This window comes from Streptomyces sp. A1136 (assembly GCF_004795055.1).
Taxonomy (GTDB): Bacteria; Actinomycetota; Actinomycetes; order Streptomycetales; family Streptomycetaceae; genus Streptomyces.
This window is the reverse complement of sequence record NZ_SSBJ01000021.1, coordinates 27,379-48,936: the sequence shown is the minus strand read 5'-3', so window position 1 is coordinate 48,936 and position 21,558 is coordinate 27,379. Positions and strand designations below refer to the sequence as shown.

The 21,558-nt window shown below is 74.1% G+C and carries 14 protein-coding genes; 5 read left to right on the top strand and 9 right to left on the bottom strand.

The features are described 5' to 3' along the window. Positions 1 to 72: 72 nt before the first annotated feature. Positions 73 to 1,488, bottom strand: a complete 1,416-nt coding sequence (locus E6R62_RS21155) for a glycosyltransferase family 39 protein (protein ID WP_168714126.1) — start codon at positions 1,486 to 1,488, stop codon at positions 73 to 75. Between the two features lie 60 nt (positions 1,489 to 1,548). On the opposite strand from E6R62_RS21155, the gene E6R62_RS21150 reads away from it, so the two are divergent. From E6R62_RS21150 to E6R62_RS21135, 4 genes are all read left to right on the top strand, one after another. Next, a complete protein-coding gene (locus E6R62_RS21150; protein ID WP_136215075.1) occupies positions 1,549 to 2,058 on the top strand; it encodes a hypothetical protein in 510 nt (169 codons plus the stop codon). A 103-nt stretch (positions 2,059 to 2,161) separates the two neighbouring features. After that, entirely contained in the window at positions 2,162 to 2,902 is a 741-nt protein-coding gene (locus E6R62_RS21145; protein ID WP_136215074.1) for a response regulator transcription factor, read from the top strand. Further along, the gene (locus E6R62_RS21140) at positions 2,899 to 4,044 is read left to right on the top strand and encodes a HAMP domain-containing sensor histidine kinase (protein WP_240801800.1); all 1,146 of its coding nucleotides are present in this window, start codon (positions 2,899 to 2,901) and stop codon (positions 4,042 to 4,044) included. Before E6R62_RS21145 ends, E6R62_RS21140 begins: the two co-directional genes overlap by 4 nt. Before the next feature lie 259 nt (positions 4,045 to 4,303). Beyond that, the gene (locus E6R62_RS21135; RefSeq protein ID WP_136215073.1) at positions 4,304 to 8,215 is read left to right on the top strand and encodes a multifunctional oxoglutarate decarboxylase/oxoglutarate dehydrogenase thiamine pyrophosphate-binding subunit/dihydrolipoyllysine-residue succinyltransferase subunit; all 3,912 of its coding nucleotides are present in this window, start codon (positions 4,304 to 4,306) and stop codon (positions 8,213 to 8,215) included. Positions 8,216 to 8,295: 80 nt separating this feature from the next. On the opposite strand, the gene fxsT is transcribed toward E6R62_RS21135, so the two are convergent. The 7 genes from fxsT to E6R62_RS21100 all read right to left on the bottom strand — a co-directional run bounded on the left by fxsT (position 8,296) and on the right by E6R62_RS21100 (position 20,595). After that, positions 8,296 to 11,298: an FxSxx-COOH system tetratricopeptide repeat protein gene (gene fxsT, locus E6R62_RS21130; RefSeq protein WP_136215072.1), complete on the bottom strand. Its 3,003-nt coding sequence runs from the start codon at positions 11,296 to 11,298 to the stop codon at positions 8,296 to 8,298. A 73-nt stretch (positions 11,299 to 11,371) separates the two neighbouring features. Next, the gene (locus E6R62_RS41785; RefSeq protein ID WP_136215071.1) at positions 11,372 to 12,625 is read right to left on the bottom strand and encodes an HEXXH motif-containing putative peptide modification protein; all 1,254 of its coding nucleotides are present in this window, start codon (positions 12,623 to 12,625) and stop codon (positions 11,372 to 11,374) included. Next, positions 12,622 to 13,899, bottom strand: coding sequence for an FxsB family cyclophane-forming radical SAM/SPASM peptide maturase (locus E6R62_RS21120; protein WP_136215070.1), 1,278 nt, complete (start codon positions 13,897 to 13,899; stop codon positions 12,622 to 12,624). The genes E6R62_RS41785 and E6R62_RS21120 overlap by 4 nt, the downstream gene beginning before the upstream one ends. A 110-nt stretch (positions 13,900 to 14,009) precedes the next feature. Then, the gene (fxsA, locus tag E6R62_RS21115) at positions 14,010 to 14,204 is read right to left on the bottom strand and encodes an FxSxx-COOH cyclophane-containing RiPP peptide (RefSeq protein WP_136215069.1); all 195 of its coding nucleotides are present in this window, start codon (positions 14,202 to 14,204) and stop codon (positions 14,010 to 14,012) included. A 100-nt stretch (positions 14,205 to 14,304) separates the two neighbouring features. Then, positions 14,305 to 17,430 (bottom strand): SAV_2336 N-terminal domain-related protein, encoded by a 3,126-nt coding sequence (locus E6R62_RS39655; RefSeq protein WP_168714125.1) that lies wholly within the window; start codon positions 17,428 to 17,430, stop codon positions 14,305 to 14,307. 5 nt (positions 17,431 to 17,435) lie between these two features. Then, positions 17,436 to 18,449: a MoxR family ATPase gene (locus E6R62_RS21105; RefSeq protein ID WP_136215068.1), complete on the bottom strand. Its 1,014-nt coding sequence runs from the start codon at positions 18,447 to 18,449 to the stop codon at positions 17,436 to 17,438. 46 nt (positions 18,450 to 18,495) lie between these two features. Then, the gene (locus tag E6R62_RS21100; RefSeq protein WP_136215067.1) at positions 18,496 to 20,595 is read right to left on the bottom strand and encodes a trypsin-like peptidase domain-containing protein; all 2,100 of its coding nucleotides are present in this window, start codon (positions 20,593 to 20,595) and stop codon (positions 18,496 to 18,498) included. Between the two features lie 131 nt (positions 20,596 to 20,726). Here E6R62_RS21100 and E6R62_RS21095 point away from each other — a divergent pair, with 131 nt between their 5' ends. Then, entirely contained in the window at positions 20,727 to 20,909 is a 183-nt protein-coding gene (locus tag E6R62_RS21095; RefSeq protein ID WP_136215066.1) for a DUF6104 family protein, read from the top strand. 118 nt (positions 20,910 to 21,027) lie between these two features. On the opposite strand, the gene sodN is transcribed toward E6R62_RS21095, so the two are convergent. Then, on the bottom strand, positions 21,028 to 21,423 hold the full coding sequence (gene sodN / locus E6R62_RS21090; protein WP_136215065.1) for a superoxide dismutase, Ni: 396 nt from the start codon (positions 21,421 to 21,423) through the stop codon (positions 21,028 to 21,030). Between the last annotated feature and the right edge of the window lie 135 nt (positions 21,424 to 21,558).

Sequence of the window (21,558 nt, the reverse complement as noted above, 5' to 3'; positions counted from 1 at the left end):
ACGGTTCCTCCGGCATCCGGGTCTCCGGCGCGATCGACCCGCCCATCCAACCACCGCGCCCCGGCGGGCCTTTCAGCGGCAGTCGGCTCCCGTCCGGGCGAACACGGCGATCCGCGCCCCGCGCACGTCCGTGACCGAGCACAGCCGGAACCCGTCCGCGAGCGCCTCCCGCTTCGCGACCTCGGCCGGGTACGGGTCCAGCGGCTGGTCCGGCGGGTCGAGCAGCGCCACCACCCGGGTCGCCCCGGCCAGCCGCGCCCGTATCCGTCCGGGAGTCGACTCGCTCCCCCACAGGCTGTGGGAGGCCTCCGGGGTCTCTGCCAGGGCCAGGTCGCGCAGGGGCGCGTACGTGTCGGGCGAGGACAGCAGCCACTCGCGTCGCCGTGCGGGCAGGAACACCACGCCGTCCCCCGGCCGGGCCCGTTCCCGGACGGCGGCGGCCACCGCCAAGGCGTCGTCCTTGCGGCTCTCGGGGGTCCGCAGCCAGAGCGACCACCATCCCCACGGCGCCAGCAACGCCCCGGCCAGCACCCATGGCCACACCGCGCGCGCCCGCACCCCCTCGACCCGCGCGAGCCGCAGCCCGATCAGCAGTGCGAACCCGACCAGCGCGTAGAGCACGTACCGGTCGACGTACCAGGGGTGGACCAGGGAGAGCGTCATCAGCAACCCCGGCGGCAGCAGTGCGAGCGGTACGGCGACGCGCAGGGCCCGCCGCTCCTCCCGGACGCCCCGGGCCAGCAGCACCACCGCCACCGCGAGCACCCCGTACGCGGCCCAGTCCTGCCAGCTCGGCCGCCCGAGCCAGCCGAGTTGCTGCCGCGCCTGCCGGGCGCTGACGACGGCCAACGGCAGCAGGGCGGCGACGACGGCCACCGCGCTCGACCGCCAGCCGCGCGAGCGCCGGGCGGCGCAGCCGTGCGCCGGCAGGGCCAGTACCGCGAATTCGTGCAGCCAGCAGCCGAGCAACAGCACCACGGCGTACGCCACCCACCGCTCGGCCAGCATCAGGTAGGTCGCCCAGACCACGGCGCAGGCGACGAGGGCGTACGAGCGCCCCTCCTGGGCGTACATCTGCACGGGCGGCAGCAGGGCGTATGCGCTGCCGGCGATCAGCGCGGCCCGGGGTCCGGCCAGCCGGTCGGCCACCGCCGCCACGCCGGCGGCGGCCAGGGCGGTGGCGGCGACGGAGGGCAGGCGCAGCGCCCACAGACCGCCGTCCCACAGGCCGTAGACCCCGTGCATCAGCAGGTAGTACAGCCCGTGGACGGCGTCGACGTGCCAGAGGAGGTCCAGGAGGCCGGCGAGCGGGCGGTGGGCCACCTCGACGGTGACGGACTCGTCGCGCCACATGCTGCCGCCGCCGGGGCCGCGTTCCAGGCCCCAGAGGCCGAGGACGACGGCGAGGAGCGGCGGCAGCCCGCGCCACAGGGCTGTGCGGCTGATGTCGGCCTCCGGGTGCTTCCGTGCGAGTGGTACGGACTCCATACTCGGGGTTCGGGTCGGCCCCCGTTCCAGCGGAGGTGGGTTGTGCGAGCGTTCCGGGCGATGGCGGCGGCAGTGCTGGGCGCGGTGGTCCTGAGCGGGTGCGGCCTGGCCCGGCCGGACCACGCGCTGGTCACGTTCACGGCGGAGGCGACGGCCGGCGGGGCTCTGCCCTCGCCGCAGGACACGTCGGCGCCCGCGCCCGAACCCGGTGCGCCCTCCGCGCCTCCCGCCACCGCCGAGAGAATCGTCACCGTCACCCGCAGCGGCGGCTTCGCCGGCCGGACCCACACCCTGACCGTCGCCTCCGACGGCGCCTGGACCCGGCAGGGCGCCCGCGCCGAGCCCGAGGGCGGCGGCCGGCTGTCGCAGGCCCAGCTCGGCAGGTTGCTCACGGCGGTCGAGGCGGCGGACTTCGCGCACCTGCCCCGGACCGGCAAGAGCGGCGGGACGGTCTTCGACGGGTTCACGTACACCTTCGTCCGCGGCACGACCAAGGTGGTCACCAACGACGGTTCCGTTCCAGCCGCGTTGACGAAAGTGCTGGACGCGCTGCCCCCCTTCGAGGGCTGAGCGGGTCCGCACGCCCGGGGCGGTAGGTCGGAACCCCACATGGCCGCGGGCCGGTGCCTCCTCTACGCTGCACCCCATCACGCGGGATCTTCAGGGGCGGGACATGGAACAGACACACACCACCCACAGCGGCGCCGCGGCCACTCCAGGTGCCCAGCGGCGCGTGCTCGTGGTCGAGGACGACCGCACCATCGCCGACGCCATCGCGGCCCGGCTGCGCGCCGAGGGATTCCAGGTGCAGACGGCCTACGACGGCCCGGCGGCGGTCGCCGCGGCCGAGAGCTGGCTGCCCGAGCTGCTGGTGCTGGACGTCATGCTGCCCGGCTTCGACGGGCTGGAGGTCTGCCGGCGCGTCCAGGCGCAGCGGCCGGTGCCGGTCCTGATGCTGACCGCCCGGGACGACGAGACCGACATGCTGGTCGGGCTCGGGGTCGGCGCGGACGACTACATGACGAAGCCGTTCTCGATGCGGGAGCTGGCGGCGCGGGTCCACGTCCTGCTGCGGCGGGTGGAGCGGGCCACGCAGGCCGCGACCGCCCCGCGCGGGGCGACGCTGCGCCTCGGGGACCTGGAGATCGATCACGCGCAGCGGCGGGTGCGGGTGCAGGCCGAGGACGTGCACCTGACGCCCACCGAGTTCGACCTGCTGGTGTGCCTGGCCGGGACGCCGCGCGCGGTGCTCTCGCGGGAGCAGCTGCTGGCCGAGGTGTGGGACTGGGCGGACGCCTCGGGCACCCGTACGGTCGACAGCCACATCAAGGCGCTGCGCCGGAAGATCGGCGCCGAGCGGATTCGCACGGTCCACGGCGTCGGGTACGCCCTGGAGACCCCGGCCCAGCCGTGAGCGGCGCCCGTCCCGGTCGGATGCGCGGCGCCGGCCGCGTCGGCGGAGCCGGTGACCGTGTCGAGGGGGCCGGGGACCGCGCGGGTGCGCTGCGCCCGTTCTCGCCGTTCTCGATCAAGACGAAGCTGGGCGTGCTCGTCGTGGTGTCGGTGTTCATCACGACCGGGCTGCTGATGGTGGCCCTGCGCACCGCCACCGAGCTGCGGTTCATCACCGTGTTCTCGGTGATCGCCTCGATGCTGATCACGCAGTTCGTGGCGCACGGCCTCACGGCGCCGCTGGACGACATGACCCGGGTCGCCCGGGCGATCTCCCGCGGGGACTACACGCGCCGGGTGCGCGGGGCGGGGCGCCGTGACGAGCTGGGCGACCTGGCCTCGACGATCAACCTGATGGCGGACGACCTGGAGGCGGAGGACCGCCACCGCAAGGAACTCGTCGCCAATGTCTCGCACGAGCTGCGCACGCCGATCGCGGCGCTGCGCGCGGTGCTGGAGAACGTGGTGGACGGGGTCTCGCAGGCCGATCCGGAGACCATGCGGACGGCGCTCAAGCAGACGGAGCGGCTCGGTCGTCTCGTGGAGACCCTGCTGGACCTGTCCCGGGTCGACAACGGGGTGGTGCCCCTGCGGGCGCGCCGCTTCGAGGTGTGGCCGTACCTGTCGGGCGTCCTCAAGGAGTCGGGGCTGGCGGCGGCGGGCCGGCCGGGCCTGACCACCGGGTCGGGCGGCCACACCCGCAACGACGTCCACCTCCACCTCGACGTGCACCCGTCGGGCCTGACCGCGTACGCGGACGCGGAGCGGCTGCACCAGGTCGTGGCGAATCTGATCGACAACGCGGTCAAGCACAGCCCTCCGCACGGCCGGGTGACGGTCCGCGCCCGGGCCGGCGACGCGCCCGGGAGCCTCGTGGTCGAGGTCCGGGACGAAGGCCCCGGAATCCCGGAAGAGGAACGCCACAGGGTCTTCGAGCGCTTCAACCGGGGCAGCGCCGGTGGCGGCGACGGCGGTACGGGCCTGGGCCTGGCGATCGCCCGCTGGGCCGTGGGCCTGCACGGCGGGGACATCCGCGTGGCCGAATCGTCACGGGGCTGCCGCATCCTCGTCACGCTTCCGGGCAGTTCGCAGGCGTCGCGTTGACGTAGGGTTCGAGTGGGAAAAGACATGATCTCGGCCACACCCGGCGGGGGTCGTAAGGGGTGCGTAGCCAAGGGGGCCGCAACCTGGGTGCCCCCTACCCGAACCACGCTTGTTTCCCGCCATTCCCGGCGATGAAACCCGCCGTTCGATGTGACCTGCGCGACGTAAGTCCCGCCCGGCCTGCATCACACCGTCCGGGAGGCGTAGCCTTTATTCCCGCTGTCCATACCTTGTGAAGCGGAAGAGGGCGGTTGCCGCCGTGTCGCCACAGTCCCCCAGTAACCCGAGCACCACGACCGAAGCAGCAGAGGGCGGGAAGACCCCTGCCTCAGGCTTCGGTGCCAACGAGTGGCTCGTCGACGAGATCTATCAGCAGTACCTCCAGGACCCCAACTCGGTCGACCGGGCCTGGTGGGACTTCTTCGCCGACTACAAGCCGGGGGGCGCTGCCGCTCCCGTGAAGGCAGACGGTCCCGAGAAGTCCACGACGCCGGACGGCGCCTCCGCACAGGCCGCCGCCGCCGTCACCGCCGAGGTCCCGCGGGCCGACGTCGCAGCCGCCACGGGGGCGGCGAGCGCCGCACCCCCGGCCGCGGGCACCGGTTCCGACGGAGCCCCTGCCGCCGCCAAGCCCGTGTCAGCTCCTGCCCCTGCTCCTGCCACCCCCTCTGGTGCCCCTGCTGTGACTGTCACCTCCCAGGCCCCGGCCGCCGCACCGGCCGCGCCTTCCCCTCAGGCCGCTCCGGTTGCCCCGCAGAAGTCCGCGCCCACCACCGAGGCCCCCGCCGGGCCCGAGCTGGTGACGCTCCGCGGTCCCGCCGCCGCCGTAGCCAAGAACATGAACGCCTCGCTGGACGTCCCGACGGCCACGTCCGTCCGCGCCGTCCCGGTGAAGCTGCTGTTCGACAACCGCATCGTCATCAACAACCACCTCAAGCGCGCCCGGGGCGGGAAGATCTCCTTCACGCACCTCATCGGCTACGCCATGGTGCAGGCCATCAAGGCCATGCCGTCCATGAACTACTCCTTCGCGGAGAAGGACGGCAAGCCGACCCTGGTCAAGCCGGAGCACGTGAACTTCGGCCTCGCGATCGACCTGGTCAAGCCCAACGGCGACCGGCAGCTCGTCGTGGCCGGCATCAAGAAGGCCGAGACCCTCAACTTCTTCGAGTTCTGGCAGGCGTACGAGGACATCGTCCGCCGCGCCCGCGTCGGCAAGCTGACGATGGACGACTTCACCGGCGTCACCGTCTCGCTGACCAACCCCGGCGGCCTGGGCACCGTCCACTCCGTGCCGCGTCTGATGCCCGGTCAGTCGGTCATCATGGGCGTCGGCTCGATGGACTACCCCGCCGAGTTCCAGGGCACCTCGCAGGACACCCTGAACAAGCTGGGCATCTCCAAGGTCATGACCCTGACCTCGACCTACGACCACCGGGTCATCCAGGGCGCGGCCTCCGGCGAGTTCCTGCGCATCGTCGCGAACCTGCTGCTCGGCGAGGACGGCTTCTACGACGACGTCTTCGAGGCCCTGCGCATCCCGTACGAGCCGGTCCGCTGGAACCGGGACATCGACGCCTCGCACGACGACGACGTCACCAAGGCCGCCCGTGTCTTCGAGCTGATCCACTCCTACCGGGTCCGCGGCCACGTCATGGCCGACACCGACCCGCTGGAGTACAAGCAGCGCAAGCACCCCGACCTCGACATCACCGAGCACGGCCTCACCCTGTGGGACCTGGAGCGCGAGTTCGCGGTCGGCGGCTTCTCCGGCAAGTCCATGATGAAGCTGCGCGACATCCTCGGTGTGCTGCGCGACTCGTACTGCCGCACCACCGGCGTCGAGTTCATGCACATCCAGGACCCGAAGCAGCGCAAGTGGATCCAGGACCGCATCGAGCGCCCGCACTCCAAGCCGGAGCGCGAGGAGCAACTGCGCATCCTGCGCCGCCTGAACGCGGCGGAGGCCTTCGAGACGTTCCTGCAGACGAAGTACGTCGGCCAGAAGCGCTTCTCCCTGGAGGGCGGCGAGTCCGTCATCCCGCTGCTGGACGCCGTCATCGACTCGGCCGCCGAGGCCCGTCTCGAAGAGGTCGTCATCGGCATGGCCCACCGCGGCCGGCTGAACGTCCTCGCGAACATCGTCGGCAAGTCCTACGCGCAGATCTTCCGCGAGTTCGAGGGCAACCTCGACCCGAAGTCCATGCACGGCTCCGGTGACGTCAAGTACCACCTGGGCGCCGAGGGCACCTTCACGGGCCTGGACGGGGAGCAGATCAAGGTCTCGCTCGTCGCCAACCCCTCGCACCTGGAGGCGGTCGACCCGGTCCTGGAGGGCGTCGCCCGCGCCAAGCAGGACGTCATCAACAAGGGCGGCACGGACTTCACGGTCCTGCCGCTGGCCCTGCACGGCGACGCGGCCTTCGCCGGCCAGGGTGTCGTCGCCGAGACGCTCAACATGTCGCAGTTGCGCGGCTACCGCACCGGCGGCACGGTCCACGTCGTCATCAACAACCAGGTCGGCTTCACCGCCGCCCCGGAGTCCTCGCGTTCGTCCATGTACGCGACCGACGTGGCCCGCATGATCGAGGCGCCGATCTTCCACGTGAACGGTGACGACCCGGAGGCCGTGGTCCGCGTCGCGCGGCTCGCCTTCGAGTTCCGCCAGGCGTTCAACAAGGACGTGGTCATCGACCTCATCTGCTACCGCCGTCGCGGCCACAACGAGTCCGACAACCCGGCCTTCACCCAGCCGCTGATGTACGACCTGATCGACAAGAAGCGCTCGGTGCGCAAGCTGTACACCGAGTCCCTCATCGGTCGTGGCGACATCACGCTGGAAGAGGCCGAGCAGGCGCTCCAGGACTTCCAGGGCCAGCTGGAGAAGGTCTTCGCGGAGGTCCGCGAGGCCGCCACGCAGCCCGCGATCGGCACCCCGGCGCCGGTCGCCCACGCGCAGTTCCCGGTTCCGGTGAACACCGCGGTCTCCCAGGAGGTCGTCAAGCGGATCGCCGAGGCGCAGGTCAACATCCCGGAGAACGTCACCGTCCACCCGCGTCTGCTGCCGCAGCTCCAGCGCCGCGCGGCGATGATCGACGAGGGCACCATCGACTGGGGCATGGGCGAGACCCTCGCCTTCGGTTCGCTGCTGATGGAGGGCACCCCGGTCCGCCTGTCGGGTCAGGACTCCCGCCGCGGCACGTTCGGCCAGCGCCACGCGGTCCTCATCGACCGGGAGACGGGCGAGGACTACACCCCGCTGCAGTACCTGTCGGACGACCAGGCCCGCTACAACGTCTACGACTCGCTGCTCTCCGAGTACGCCGCGATGGGCTTCGAGTACGGCTACTCGCTGGCCCGTCCGGACGCGCTGGTCCTCTGGGAGGCCCAGTTCGGTGACTTCGTGAACGGCGCGCAGACCGTCGTCGACGAGTTCATCTCCTCGGCCGAGCAGAAGTGGGGCCAGACCTCCGGCGTCACGCTGCTCCTGCCGCACGGCTACGAGGGCCAGGGCCCGGACCACTCGTCCGCGCGTCCCGAGCGCTTCCTGCAGATGTGCGCGCAGGACAACATGACGGTCGCGATGCCGACCCTGCCGTCGAACTACTTCCACCTGCTGCGCTGGCAGGTCCACAACCCGCACCACAAGCCGCTGATCGTCTTCACGCCGAAGTCGATGCTGCGTCTGAAGGCGGCGGCGTCCAAGGCGGAGGAGTTCACGAGCGGTTCGTTCCGTCCGGTCATCGGCGACACGCGCGTCTCCTCCGGAGCGGGCGACCCGAACGAGATCCGCAAGGTCGTCTTCTGCGCGGGCAAGGTCTACTACGACCTGGAGGCCGAGCGGGAGAAGCGCGGCGTCACGGACACGGCGATCATCCGCATCGAGCGGCTGTACCCGCTGCCGGGTGCGGAGCTCCAGGCCGAGATCGCCAAGTTCCCGAACGCGGCGAAGTACATCTGGGCGCAGGAGGAGCCGGCGAACCAGGGTGCGTGGCCGTTCATCGCGCTGAACCTGATCGACCACCTCGACCTGGCGGTCGGCGCGGACATCCCGGCGGGCGAGCGCCTGCGGCGCATCTCGCGCCCGCACGGCTCGTCGCCGGCGGTGGGTTCCGCCAAGCGCCACCAGGCGGAGCAGCAGCTCCTGCTGAACGAGGTCTTCGAGGCGTAGCCTCCGCGACCCGCGGTGAAGTGGGAAGGCCCGGCCCCCGGTGGGGGCCGGGCCTTCCGGCCTGTCCGGCTCCGCCGGGACTACGGCTGGGGCTCGAAGTCCCAGTACGGGCGTGCCTGTTGGCGGGCCGAGACCGTGTGGACGTGCTGGGCGCCCAGGGTGCGTGTCAGCGCCTTGAGGCCCGCGTCCTCGTGCTTCGCGGCCTCCGCGTCCTCCCGTACCGCCCTCAGGTCCGCCGCCAGCGCGATCTGCGCGCTCAACGTCATCGGGTGGTCCGACCCCAGCACCTGCTCCGCCCCCCGCAGCGTCTCCCGGCTCAGGTCCACCGCGTCCTCCGGCCGCCCGGTGATGTTCCGGTGTCCGGCGGCGTTCAGCGCGCAGCCCAGCGTCCACGGGTGCCGGTCCCCCAGCGCGCCCCGCATCCCGACCAGCGCCTGTTCCGCCAGATTCAGCGCCTCCGCCCGCTCGCCCTGGGCCCGCAGCACCAGCCCGAGGTTGCCGACCGTGCCGATGCTGTACGGGTGGGCCAGGCCCAATTGCGACTGGTAGCCCCGTACGACGTCCTCCGAGATCCGGCGGGCCTCGTCCACGTCGCCGTACTCCCGCAGGTAGGTCGCGTAGTCGGAGGCGACCATCAGCGTCCACGGGAACTCCGCGCCGAACACCCGGGTCGAGCGCTCCAGCACGCTGCGCAGCCGGGCCCCGGCGCCGGGGATGTCCCCGGAGCGGCGCAGGCACAGGCCGAGGTTGTGTTCGGCGCGCAGGGTCTGCGGGTGGTTGGTGCCCAGCACCTGGGCGTTGATCTTGAGGCCTTGCTCCTGGCGGGCCAGCGCCTCCCGGTAGCGGCCCATCAGGCGCAGGCCCATGGCGCAGCCGATCCCGGACGAGAGGGTGGCGATGTGCCGCACCCGCAGGACCCGTTCGCGGCGCCGCAGGGTGTCGAGGTCGGTGTCGTAGGCCTCCTGGTAGCGGCCGAGGAGGCGTAGGGCGACGGCGACGTTGTTCTGGGCGGCGAGGGTGGTCGCGTCGTCCTCGCCGAGCAGCTCGCGGTAGCTCGTGAAGGCGTGTTCGAGCAGTTCGCGGGCCTCCTCGAACTTGGCGGTGCTGAGCAGCACCCCGGCGTAGGAGCTGGTGGCGCGCAGGGATTCGAGGTCGCGGGGGCCGCGTTCGGTCACCAACCGGTCCGCCCGCGCCTTGGCGAGGGCCTCGGCCTGGCGGAAGTGGCCGAGCATGCGCAGGGCGCCGCTGTAGTGGTAACTGAGCTCGCGGACCTGGTCGTGGTCCTCGCCGAGCACGGACCGCCAGATGCCGTCGGTCTCCTCGGCCAGCCGCAGGCAGGTGCGGTACTCCCCGGCGCGCAGCAGGTAGCGCAGGCAGTTCAGCAGGAAGTTCTGGATGCGCGGGTTGGAGCTGCGCAGGACCCCGGCGGGTTCCAGGTGCGGGATGAGTTCGGCGTAGCGGGGCCAGAGCCGGGAGTCGGAGGGCCGGCCGGGGTCGGCCGCGGCGAGGACCTGGCGCACGACGCGCGACAGTTGCTCGGACTCCTCGTCGCCCAGGTCGCCGCGGACGATGTTGTGGACCATCCGGTGGAGTTGGACGGTCTCCAGGCCGCCGCCCTCCTCGACGGCCAGGTCCGAGTACTCCAGCCGTACGACGGAGAACTGGACGAGTTTGTTCAGGGCGGCGTTCCACCGGATCTGGTCGTTGATCAGTCCGGCGAGCTGTTCGGGCACGTCGTCCGCGGGGAACTCGTTCAGCAGCCGCAGCGGCACCCGGCCGGGGGCGAAGAAGACGAACAGCCGCAGCAGCGCGAGGGCGTCGGGGTAGTTCTCGCGTACGTTGTTCAGGAGTATGGCCAGCGCGGTGGGGAAGGGCAGCGGGTAGTCGTCGGAGAGGGTGACGGCCTCGTGCGAGTCGAGCCTGCGTTGCAGCAGGTTCAGGTACTCGCCGACGCCGATGGGCGAGTCGGCGAGCCAGCCGGCCGTCTGGTCGAGGGCGAGGGGGTAGTCCTCCAGGGCCTCGGCGAGCTGGTCGGCCTCGGCTCCGGTGAGCCGCCCGGCGCGGCGGCGGATGAAGGTGACGGACTCGGGGCGCGCGTACAGGGGGACTTCGACGAGGCTGGTGTGGCGGGCGGCCCATTCACGGTTGCGGGAGGTGATGATCACGTCCCCCGCGCCGGAGGGCAGCAGGTCGGTGAGGTCGTCGGGGTTGTCGCAGCCGTCGAAGACGAGCAGCCACCGGTAGAACGGGTTGCCGCGCCGCAGCGCTTCCAGCACGGCGCGGATCTGCTCGCCGTAGCTGCCCGCGCCGGGGGGCAGCCCGAGTGCGGGCGCCAGGTCCGCGAGCCGCTCGCGCAGGGTGGGCCGGTCCTCCGCCGGGACCCACCACACCACGTCGTACTCGGAGGCGAAGCGGTACGCGTACTCGGTGGCGACCTGCGTCTTGCCCACGCCGGACAGGCCGAGCAGGGTGACGGTGGAGGCGCCGGGCGGTGCCTCGGTGAGGGCCGAGCGCAGCCGCCCGATGACGTCGTTGCGGCCGGTGAAGCGCGGGTTGCGGCGCGGTACCCGGCCCCAGATCTCGGGCGGGTCGTTGGGGAAGCGGGGGCCCCGGCGTCCGCTCTCGATGCCGATCCGGTCGGTGGGCAGCTCCAGCCGGCGCAGCACCCGGTACTCGGCCTCGTAGGCGTCCAGGCCCCACAGGTCGGTCTTCTCCAGGGCGGCCACGGCGCTCGGCAGCGGGGCGTCGGTGAGGCAGACGGCGGCGAACAGGTCGGGGTGGTGTTCGGTGACCGTGCGCAGGGCCGCGTTCCACGACTCCTCGGTGTGGGTGCCCGCGGAGAAGTACCGCTCGCTGAGGATGAGGAGGACCTTGCCTCCGGCCCGGGCCAGGTCGTCGAGGGCCTCGGTGATCCCCGGGCTGGTCTGCGGGTCCCAGCGCTGGAGCGCGACGCGGTGGCCGTGCTCCTCCAGGCGGTGGGCGATCCACACGGCCCAGGGCCGGTTGAAGCCCGCGAAGCTGATGACGAAGCGCTGCGGCGGCTGCGCCGCTCCGTCGCGATCCTGCCGAATAACGGTGGTCATGCGGCCGTCTCCCTGAAACCGGGCGGTGGACGGGGTTGAAAAGGTACCGCAACGGACGGTCCGTCAGGGCCCCTCAGCACCCCGCGAAATCGGCGAGTTCGGGGTGCTTCTCGCACCAGGCGCGGCGTTCGCGTTCCAGGGTCCGGCGGGCGGTGGCGTGCTGGTCCCCGGGGGGCGGGAGTTCGTCCATGGCCCGCTCGGCGGCGGCCATCGCGTCGGTGAACTCGACCCCGGTGGAGGTCAGTCGCGGATGGGCGCGGATGGCGGGCAGGACGGCCGCGACCTGGGCGCGCAGGCGGGCGTGCCGGGCCCACGCGCCGCGTGCCCCGTAGAGGGCGGCCCGCTGCCAGTAGCCGGCGAGGGCCAGGTGGGCGTACGCGCCGTGGATCAGCCCGTCGAGGGGCCGGGGGTCGCCGCGCCAGGGGGCCCAGTGGCGGGGCGTGCGGTCGGCGGTGTGCAGGGTCAGGACGTCGGTGAGGGCGGTGAGCTTCCCGTGCTGGACCTCGTGGACCAAGGTGGCGGCCAGGGCGGGCGGGGCCTGTGCCCGGGCCAGGACCGATCCGGCGGCCGCGGGCAGGGTCGCGCCGCTGGAGCGGGAGCCGCCGGCCAGGGGGACGACCGAGCGCAGCAGCCGGCCGATCTCGTCCGCGCGGGTGGAGTCGTAGCGCCGCAACAGGGTGAGGGCGCCGGACCACTGGGTGTCCCAGCGCTTGTGCCCCTTGGGGGTGAGTCGCCGGGCGGGGCGCACCTGGGCGGGTTCGTCGCGGGTCGGGGCCCGGTAGGGGTCGAGGTCGTCGAGGGCGGTGCGGCCGTCGGGCAGGGCGTGCAGCGGGAGGGGGTCGGGGGCGCCGGCCCAGGACCGTTCGGTGACGGCGAAGGGGCCGGGGCGGTCGGGCCGCAGCAGCCCGAGGGTGGGCAGGACGAGCCGGCCGCCCACGGGGCGCAGGGTGACCTTGAAGGTGATCCCGGCGCGCAGCGCGGCGGCGGCCGCGAGCGCCCCGAGGTGCCCGAGGTCGGCGGGGGGCCCGTCGGGCGCGTGCAGTCGGCGCAGGGTCTCCTCGGCCCACACGCCGGTGGCCGGGTAGTGCAGTACGTCCCGCACCGCGCCGGGGTCGTGCCGTTCGGCTTCCTCCAGCAGCGCCCAGTGCTCGGCGGCGTCGGCCCCGGTGGCCCGGTCGAGGACGGCCCGCAGCAGGAGCAGCCGCTTGGAGCGGCGCACGTCGCGTACGAGCCGGGTCCCCTCCGGGGAGGGTTCGGTGGAGGCGAGGGCCCGCAGGGTGGACAGGCCTACGGTGAACGGGGCGAAGACGGCCGGGGCTTCGCTCATGAGGCGGCCCGCCCGGTGACGGCGGCCGCGTGCAGGGCCCGGGCGATGTGCCGGATGAGGACCTGGAGGTCGGCGCAGTACACGGACGGCCCGCGGAAGCCCTCGCCGGCCCGGTAGCGGTGGGGGTAGTGGCCGCCGCCGCACACGTCGACGAGTTCGCAGGCGCGGCAGCCGGCGGCCAGGGCGTCCCGGCCGAGCTGGCGGGCGGCGAAGCCGGGGTGGTCCAGGAGCCGGTCGAAGTCGTCGGTGTCGACGTGGAGCCCGGTCGCGGCGGCGCCCTCGTAGGCGGATTTCAGCGAGTCGGCCTGTTCGATGGCGCCGTCCGTCTCGATGACGGCCGTGGTGGCGGGGGCGAGGCCCAGGGTCTCGGTGGCGGTGGGCAGCCCGAGCAGCAGGGCGATGATCTCCTCGAACATCCGCACTCGGGTGCGGCGTTCCCCGTCGTGCCACCAGCGTTCGAATACGGCGAGCAGCCAGTCGGCGTACGGGGTCGCCCGCGGGCCGTGGCCGGGCGGCGGGTCGCCCCAGTTGGCCAGCGGGAGCAGCAGCCCGATGGTCGGCGGCGCGAAGTCGAGCAGCGACTCGTACACCTCGACGGGGTCCTGCGCGAGGTCGACGACGCAGAGCACGCCCGCGTAGCTCTCCGGGTGGCGGGCGAGCAGCCGCAGCCCGCGCGCGGCGGCCCCGAACCCGGGGCGCCCGGCGTGGTCGGCGCGGCGGGTGTTGTGCGCGGGCAGCCCGCCGTCGAGGCTGACGCCGACCCGGATGCCGGCGGCGGCGAGCGCGTCGAGGCGGCCCGGGGTGAGCAGGGTGGCGTTGGTCTGGACGGTCGCGGTGACCCGGGTGCCCGGGGGTACGGCGGCCCGTACCGCCTCGACGGGCGCGGCGAGCGCGGCGGGGCCGGTGAGCAGCGGCTCGCCGCCGTGCAGGACGAGGTCGACGCGGGTCAGCCGGTGGGAGGCGGCGTGCTCGGCGATCCGCTCGGCGGCGCGGCGGACGGTGGCCGCGGACATCACGGCGGGACGGTCCCGCCAGGACTGGTCGGCCATCTCGTAGACGTAGCAGTAGGTGCAGGCGAGGTTGCAGCGGCTGTGGGTCTTGAGCACGAACTGCCGTACGGGTGAGGGCCGGTGCCCGGCGGCGCGCAGGGCGGCCACGTCGAGCCGGGCGTAGGGCCAGGGCGCGTGGCGCACGTGCGCGTCGCCGGGGTCGGCTCCCGCCGGTGGCGGCCGGTGCGCGGGCAGCACGGCGTCGCTCGTGATCGCTTGCGTCATCGGACTGCGCCTCCCTCCCCCGCCGCCTCCCCGGGGTACCCCGGGGGACGGTCCATCCCTGCCCTTCGGATGAGCCGGACTAACGGCGGAAAGTGGTCAACCCCGCCCGCTCACACCACCCCTGAGTCGAAGGCGTTGAGTATCTCGGCGGGGTGCGTGACCCGCTCGACCAGGCCTTCGATCACCTCGGCGAGCACCGGGTGCCCGATCCCGCGCAGCTCGGCCAGATCCAGTCCGGACAGGTCCGGCAACCGCGCGCCACACTCCCGCCCGGCGGTCGACACCTGCTGATCCTGAGTCACCATGTGTGGCCCGTCCCCCTCTTGCCCGAATGGTCAACTGCCCTTTCCCCTCCCGCGCCCGCCGGAAACGACCGGTGCGGGCGGCGGCCGTGCCACCGTCCGTTCACGGACCCGCCTCCAGTGCGCGAATCCGCTCGGCCACCCTGGACACACGGGCTTCCGCGGCGCCGGCCCGCAGCCACAGCTCCAGCGCCGCCCGGTAGGCCTCCAGGGCTCCCCGGGGCCGCTCCAGCCGCTCCAGCACCTCGCCTCGCAGCTCCTGCACCCGCGCGGCCAGTTCCACCGCCACCCGCTCCAGGTCGTCGCCGCCGGCGGACAGGGCCGCGCGCCAGGCCCTGCGGTAGGAGTCGGCGGCCCGGTCGAGCCGGTCCACGCCGCGCGTGTGGGCGTGGATCTCCTGTTGCACGTCGCCGTGCTCCCGCCAGGCCCGCGCCTGCTCCAGCGGGCTGCGGCTCTGCCGTGCGGCCAGCTCCAGCAGGTGCTCGGCCTCCCGGAGGTCCACCAGGTCGCCCTCGTAGGAGTGCCGCAGCCGCAGCCCCGCCGCCAGTCGCAGCAGCCGCCGGGCCGCGCGGGGGTCCGACTGCGGCACCGCCGCCCGGCTCTCGCGCAGCACCCGCACGGCGGTGGACGCGTACCGCCGCCCGTCGGCGTCGGCGGCCGAGGCCCGCTCCAGGAGGACGTCGCCCCACTCGGGCAGCAGTTCCCCGTAGGCGTCCCCGTCGCGGGAGAGCAGCCTGCGGGCCCGCTCGTACGCCGCGGCCGCGTCGTCCAGGGCCGCCGGGTCCCCGTCCCGGGCGTACCGCGCCCGGTGCGTCCGCGCGAGGCACACCAGCGCCGCGAGCCGCAGCCGCGGTTCCCCGGCGGTCTCCTCGGCCTCCCGCAGGGCCCGGGTCGCCTGTCCGGCCGCCTCCTCCAGCCGCGCGGGCAGGTACCGCAGCGCCGTGGCCCGCTCCACCCGCGCCCGGGCCCGGTCCTCCGGGCCGGCCTCCGGGTCCACCTCCAGGCGGCCCACGGCCAGTTCGGCGAGGGCGGTGCGTTCCGCCGGGTCCGCGGTGTGGGGCAGCAGGGCGAGCAGGACCCGTCCGAGGGCCGGCCCGACCCCCGCCTCGCTCTCCCCGGCGGCCTCCAGCGCGACCCGTGCCTCCCGCAGCGGCGCCGGGTCGCCGCGCAGCTCGCCGAGCCGGACCAGGGCCCGGGCCCGCCGCACGACGCAGTCGAGCCGCAGCTCCCGGTCGGTGCCGGGCGCCGCCCCGACCGCGGCGAACTCCCGCTCGGCCGCCGCCAGGAGGTCGGCGTCGGGTGTCTCGCCGGCCAGGGCCCGCTCGTACAGCACCCGGCCCCGGGCGGCCCGGGCCCGCGGGGTGCCCGGCGCGGCCACGGTCCGCTCCGCCTCCGCGAGCAGCTCCGGGTCCCGCTGGAGCGCCCACAGGCGCAGCAGCGCCTCCGCGAGTTCGACCTCGGCCTCTTCGGGCGGGTCGGCGGGGCCGGGGGGCGCCGACACGGCCCGGCGCAGCAGGGTCACGGCCTCGTACAGACCGCTGCGGCCGCCCTCGGCGATCCGGGCCCTGGCCGTCCGCACGGCCCACTCCCGGGCGGGCGCGGCGGGCGGCGGCTCGGTCTGCGGCCCGTCGGGCGGCGGCCCGGGCAGGTAGCGGCGCACGACCTTCGCGGAGACCTGGGCGAAGGCCTGGGGGAGCCGTCCGGCGGGCACCCGTTCCGCGTCGGGCTCCAGGGGCGCGCCGGTCAGCTGTGAGACGGCGAGCGCGGGGAAGTTCCGTACGCCGCGCCCGAAGTGGGCCCGGACGTAGGCGGAACAGTGTTTGAGCACCAGGGCCGCCTCGTCCCGGCCGAGTGGCCCCAGCAGCACGTCTTGGACCCCGGGGACGAACTCGTACCACCCGGCGTCCGGCGCGCGCCGCAGCAAGCCGCTGAGCAGCACCTCCGCGAGGTCGCTGGGTTCGGAGTCGGGCAGCATCGTGCGTTGCACGAGCCGCATCACGGGGAGCGTGAGGGGGGCCGCCGCCAGGTACAGGGCGAGCTGCACCGCGTCGGGCGCGGCCGAGGAGCGGAAGCGGCGCACCAGTTCGCGCGGCGGTCGCGCCGCCGGCGGCGTGGGCTGGGGCCCGGCGGGGTGGCGGGCCAGGACCCGCCCGACCTCGGCCGGTACGGGGCCGGTGCCCAGCCCGGCGACGAGGCGGGCCCAGGCACCGAGCGCGCCTGCGTTCGGCGGGAGCACGGGGACGGTCAGCCCTCCGGTGGGCCGGCCGCTCCGGGGCGGCCTGTCGGGGCGGAAGTCCAGCTTGCGGGGGCCTACTTCCGTGCGGGAGAGCACCCCGCGCTCGGTCGGCAGCCGGCTTCGGTTCCACAGGCGCTGCGGCAGCGGCTGCACCACCACGCAGGGGGTGCACTCGGCCCACCGGTACAGCAGCCGCTGCGCCCGGCCCTCGCGCCACACGGGTCCCGCGCAGTCGGAGACCACCATGGTCAGCGCCCGACCGGTGGGGTCGCGCACCTGGTCGCCGGAGCGCAGTCCGGCGGCGGGACGCGGCCCACGGCCGACGGCGGCGCTGCCGTCCGCAAGTCGGTGCAGGTAGGAGACCTGGACATCGCGGAAGGCCCCCAGCCGTTCGCAGACGGAGCGCAGTTCCTCGAACAGCTCGTGCCACACCGCCATCGACGGCGACGCGTCCATGACGAGGCGTACGGTCGCCTCGCGCCGGCTCTCCGGCCGGAACACGGGGATGACCAGCCCGAGGGCCCGGGCGCTGGCCTCGGCGGTGGCGTCCTCGTCGAGCACGGTCCGGGTGGGCGGCCCGGGCGGGCGGTGCCGCTGGAGGGCGCGCAGGGCCCGCTGGATCTCCAGGATGCGCGGCAGCGCCGCCGCGCCGGGCACCCGGACCGGTACCCCGCCGCCGGCCGGAAGGTCCGCGTCGGAGTCCGCCGCGCCGCCCGTCCTCGTGGCGTAGAGCCGTACGGGGTCCTCCGGTTCGGGTTCCTCCCGTACGGGTTCCTCGGCGTGCGGGGCCTCCCGCTCCGTGCCCTCCTGTCGTCCCGGTCCCGGTCCCGGCCCGGGCCCCCGGACCGGGTCGTCCGCGGCGCCGGGCGCCCCGGCCGGCGCCCCGGTCCGCCCGGCGAGCCACAGTGCGTCGGCGAGCTCCTCGGCGGACGGGTCGAGCCCCGCGCCCCGCAGCAGCGCGACGAGGTCCCGTACGGGGTCGGCGGGGGGCACGGGGGTCACCTCGGCCGGTCGAGGCGTTGGATGAGCAGGTCGGCGAGGTCCTCCCGGGTGGGCGGGGCGGCGTAGTGGGTCAGGTAGATGGCGTTGAGCAGTTGGTCCGCGGCGACCAGCTCGGACTGCGAACGGCTGAGGAACTCCCTGATCAGCTCGGCCCCCAACTGGGCGGCCTCCTCCCCCAGGTGCGCCCGCACCATGGTGGCGAGCCGTTTCTCGCCGGGTTGTCCGAGCTTGAGCTGGATGCACCGCCTGAGGAGCGCCGCCGGGAAGTCCCGCTCGCCGTTGCTGGTCAGGATGATGAAGGGGAAGGCCCGGCAGCGGACGTGCCCGTCCCGGACGGTCACCTTCCGCCCGTCGTCGGTGAGGACGCGCACCTCGGGTTCGGAGTCCGCCACCCGCTCCAGTTCGGGCAGGGTGAACTCCCCCTCCTCCAGTACGTTGAGGAGGTCGTTGGGCAGGTCTATGTCGCTCTTGTCGAGTTCGTCGATGAGCAGCACCCGGGGGCGCGTGGTGGGCAGCAGCGCCGTCCCGAGCGGTCCGAGCCGGATGTACTTGCCGATCCCGGGCGGTCCGTCGGCGGCCGTCCCGCCACCGGCGGCGATCTGTACGTCCTGGAGGCGGGCGATGGCGTCGTAGCGGTAGAGGCCCTCCTGGAGCACGGTGCGCGACACGACGGGCCAGCGCAGGACGCGGCCGAGTTTCAGTTCGTGGGCGACGGCGTGCGCGAGGGTGGACTTGCCGGTCCCCGGATAGCCGGTCACCAGCAGTGGCCGCCGCAGGTACAGCGCGGCGTTGACGGCCTCCAGTTCCTCGGGCTCGGGGCGGTGCGACTCGGCGGCCTGCCGGTGCGCGCCGAGGCGGCGGGCCACGTTCCCGTCGGCGGGGCCCGAGGCCCCCGGGCCGTCCTCGACGGGGCCGCCGTCGAAGTCCCGCCAGGGCGGCGGGTCCGGCAGGGCGTCGATCCCGTCGTGGGGCTCCCCGACGCCCCGGTAGATGAGCCACTCCTCGGTCATGTGCGCGCCCCTCCCGTCGATCCGGCGGTGTTCGGCCGCCGGCCCCTCACAGGTCCCCCTGCAGCGGTTCGTCCTCCGGGAGCGGGCGCTGCGGGTCCTGCCACAGCAGCGCCGTCCCGACCGCCCAATAGGCGTCCGGGTCGGCCCCGTACGCCCGTCCCCGCAGCGCCTGGAGCCGGGCCGGCAGGGCCGCTCCTCCCCCGGCGTCGGCCAGTTCCTCGCGCAGTCCGCGGTGGAAGGGCTCGCACGACATCCTGGGGTCGGCCGGGGGCCGCCGGCACGCCACCACCCCGTACCCGGCGTCCCGGGCCTCGTGCAGCACCCCGCGCGTCGGGTCCTCGGCCGCGGCCCGGCACAGCACCGGCACCGTCTGGTCCACCAGGCCGGCCAGCCAACCGGGTGCGGGGCGCCACTTGCGCCCGCGCGAGCAGTCGGCCCGCAGGCCCAGCAGCGGTCCCGTCTGCACCCGCGCCCACCGCTCGGCGGCCTGCGCGGGCGGGTCACCGCCGGGGTAGCGCAGTACGACCGGCCGCTGCACCCCGACGGGGACCCCGCCCGATACCGTCCACTCGTCCACCGGCAGCCCGAACAGTTCCTCCGCCACCACGACTTCCAGCAGGGCGGCCGACTCGTGGGTGTCGCACCGCCGGAACCCCTCGGCGAGCGGTGCCCGCACCGCCTCGGGCAGGGCCGCCAGGGTGACCCGGTTGCCGGAGGCCACCGGGGTGGCGTCGCCGGGGCGGGCCGGGCCGGCCAGGACGGAGACCCGCCAGTCGTAGACGTCCTCCCAGACGTGGGCCCAGGTCTCCAGCAGGACCGACGGCCCGGGGGGCGCCCCGGCGGCCGGCCGGAAGGGGCCGTACGCCGGCCGGCCGGTGCCGGCGCGCCGGCGCCGTTCGCGTTCCGCGAGGCCGCGCTCGTAGCGCTCGCCCAGTTCGCGCCGCAGGGGCCGCCACAGCCGCGCCGCGGTCGCCCGCACCCAGTCCCAGAGTTCCTCGTCCGCGCCGGGGGCCGGCGGCTCCCGGTGGTCGGCGACGCTGACGTCGGTGGCGTAGCGGAGCATCGCGGCGGCCTCGCCGCCCGCGCCCGGCGGGTCGTGCAGCAGGCCCAGCCCGTCGCGCCAGGTCAGCGGGGCCGGCAAGCCGGTGTCGGGTTCCTCGCCGCGGGCCGCCTCGACGAGGGCCCGCACCGCCTCGGAGGAGCCGGGCGGCGGCAGTTCGGCGAGCAGCCCGCACAGGGTGGTGCGTTCCCCGGGGGTGAGGCGGGTGAGCCGGCTCAGCCGGGTGGGGCGTTCCGGTCCGCCGGGCGCGTCGTCGTCCTCGGAGGGCAGCTCGTCGTGCACGTCCGTCCAGGTGCGGCGGCTGTCGAGATCGCTGACGTGCTGGTCGTAGTGGTACAGGTCGTGGCCCTGCATCACCCGCCGGTAGAGGCCGACCTGCCCGGTCGTGCCCGTCGGCAGGGTCCGCAACTGCGCCACCGTCACCGCGATCCCCCCGCCGCCCGTCTGCCGGCGGGCCTTGACGACCCCGATGACCTCGCCGCGCGCCAGGTCCACCAGGGGGCCGCCCGACATGCCGGGTTCGATGTCGTCGTCGTCACCGAGGCGGATCGCGGCGCCGTTCGCGGCGGTGCCGCGCAGCCGGGTGGTGCGGCCGGTGATCTCACGTACCCCGAGGTCCTCGGTGACGCCGAAGTAGGCGGCCTCGTCGAGGCGGGGCCTGGCCCGGTCCGTCAGCCAGACGCAGGCGTGCGAGATGGGCGCGAGCACCCGTACCAGCGCGAGGTCGGGCAGGTCCCACAGGGCCCGGGGGGCGGGCCGGCGCTCCTCCAGCCGCTCGGGCAGTACGCACTCCACGCGTCCCGCCACCGTTCCGGTGCCCGCCGCTTCCCCGGGGCCGCCGGCGACGGAGAAGGTGATGCCGACCTCCCGGCCCACCAGACGCACCGCAGCACCCCCTTCGCCGACCACGTGCGCGCACGTGAGGACCCAGCCGGGGGCGATGAAGAAGCCGCTCCCCCAGGTCGGGCCGGTCCCAGGGGTTCCATACCCGTCCACGGGCGCGTGGACGCGCACGGTGGCCGCCTTGACGAGGGGTTCCAGAAGCTCGAAGGCGCGCGCGGAGCCGCCCGTGCGCCCGTCCGGCATCCCCTGTCCCCCTCAGGTCGAGACAATCCAGGCTAGCGCCGGGGGCGGGGAGGACGGGAGGTGTCTGTGATACGCGGATTATCCTGGCGGGAAACACCCCCATCACGTCACCACGTCACACGGAGCCGGACTTGTACTTCACCGATCGCGGCATCGAGGAGCTGGAGAAGCGGCGCGGCGAGGAGGAGGTCACCTTCGAGTGGCTCGCCGAGCAGCTGCGCACCTTCGTCGACCTGAACCCGGACTTCGAGGTCCCGGTGGAACGCCTGGCGACCTGGCTGGCCCGCCTCGACGACGCCGAGGACGACGAATAGGCAGCGGTGGGCACGTCGTGCCACCCGTGGGCGCGGGCGCGCCCACGGTGAAGGGGCCCGACCGTCACCGGTCGGGCCCCTTCGTCATCGGGCTTCCTTCATCGGGCCGGGGCCCGGATCAGGCGGCCTTGGTCTCCCAGAAGATGCGGTCGATCTCGGCGATGAGTTCGAGGGCCTTCTGGCCGGTCGCCGGGTCGTTCGACGCCTTGGCGGCCGAGAGGGCCTTGAGGGTGTCGTTCACCAGGGTGTGCAGCTGCGGGTACTTCTCGAAGTGCGGCGGCTTGAAGTAGTCGCTCCACAGCACCGAGACGTGGTGCTTGGCCAGCTCGGCGCGCTGCTCCTTGATGGTGATGGCGCGCGCGCGGAAGTCGGCGTCGTCGTTGGCCTGGTACTTCTCCTGAACGGCCTTGACGGACTCGGCCTCGATGCGGGCCTGGGCAGGGTCGTACACGCCGCACGGCAGGTCACAGTGGGCGGAGACCTTCGCCTTGGGGGCGAAGAGGCGGGAAAGCATGGAGTTTGTCCTCCTCGTGATCGTCTTCTCAAGGGCGAGATTACTCGCTTGGAAAGCGGAATTCGCGGGCGGCCCCATGGGCTTCGGACAAAACTCCAGCGTCGCGCCGACCGCGGTGAGCGAACGTACGGGGAC

Bases quoted from the DNA above. Each gene is read 5' to 3' on its own strand.
- E6R62_RS21155 (WP_168714126.1), bottom strand. From the start codon at position 1,488: ATGGAGTCCGTACCACTCGCACGGAAGCACCCGGAGGCCGACATCAGC.
- E6R62_RS21150 (WP_136215075.1), top strand. From the start codon at position 1,549: ATGGCGGCGGCAGTGCTGGGCGCGGTGGTCCTGAGCGGGTGCGGCCTG.
- E6R62_RS21145 (WP_136215074.1), top strand. From the start codon at position 2,162: ATGGAACAGACACACACCACCCACAGCGGCGCCGCGGCCACTCCAGGT.
- fxsT (WP_136215072.1), bottom strand. From the start codon at position 11,298: ATGACCACCGTTATTCGGCAGGATCGCGACGGAGCGGCGCAGCCGCCG.
- E6R62_RS41785 (WP_136215071.1), bottom strand. From the start codon at position 12,625: ATGAGCGAAGCCCCGGCCGTCTTCGCCCCGTTCACCGTAGGCCTGTCC.
- E6R62_RS21120 (WP_136215070.1), bottom strand. From the start codon at position 13,899: ATGACGCAAGCGATCACGAGCGACGCCGTGCTGCCCGCGCACCGGCCG.
- fxsA (WP_136215069.1), bottom strand. From the start codon at position 14,204: ATGGTGACTCAGGATCAGCAGGTGTCGACCGCCGGGCGGGAGTGTGGC.
- E6R62_RS21105 (WP_136215068.1), bottom strand. From the start codon at position 18,449: ATGACCGAGGAGTGGCTCATCTACCGGGGCGTCGGGGAGCCCCACGAC.
- E6R62_RS21100 (WP_136215067.1), bottom strand. From the start codon at position 20,595: ATGCCGGACGGGCGCACGGGCGGCTCCGCGCGCGCCTTCGAGCTTCTG.
- sodN (WP_136215065.1), bottom strand. From the start codon at position 21,423: ATGCTTTCCCGCCTCTTCGCCCCCAAGGCGAAGGTCTCCGCCCACTGT.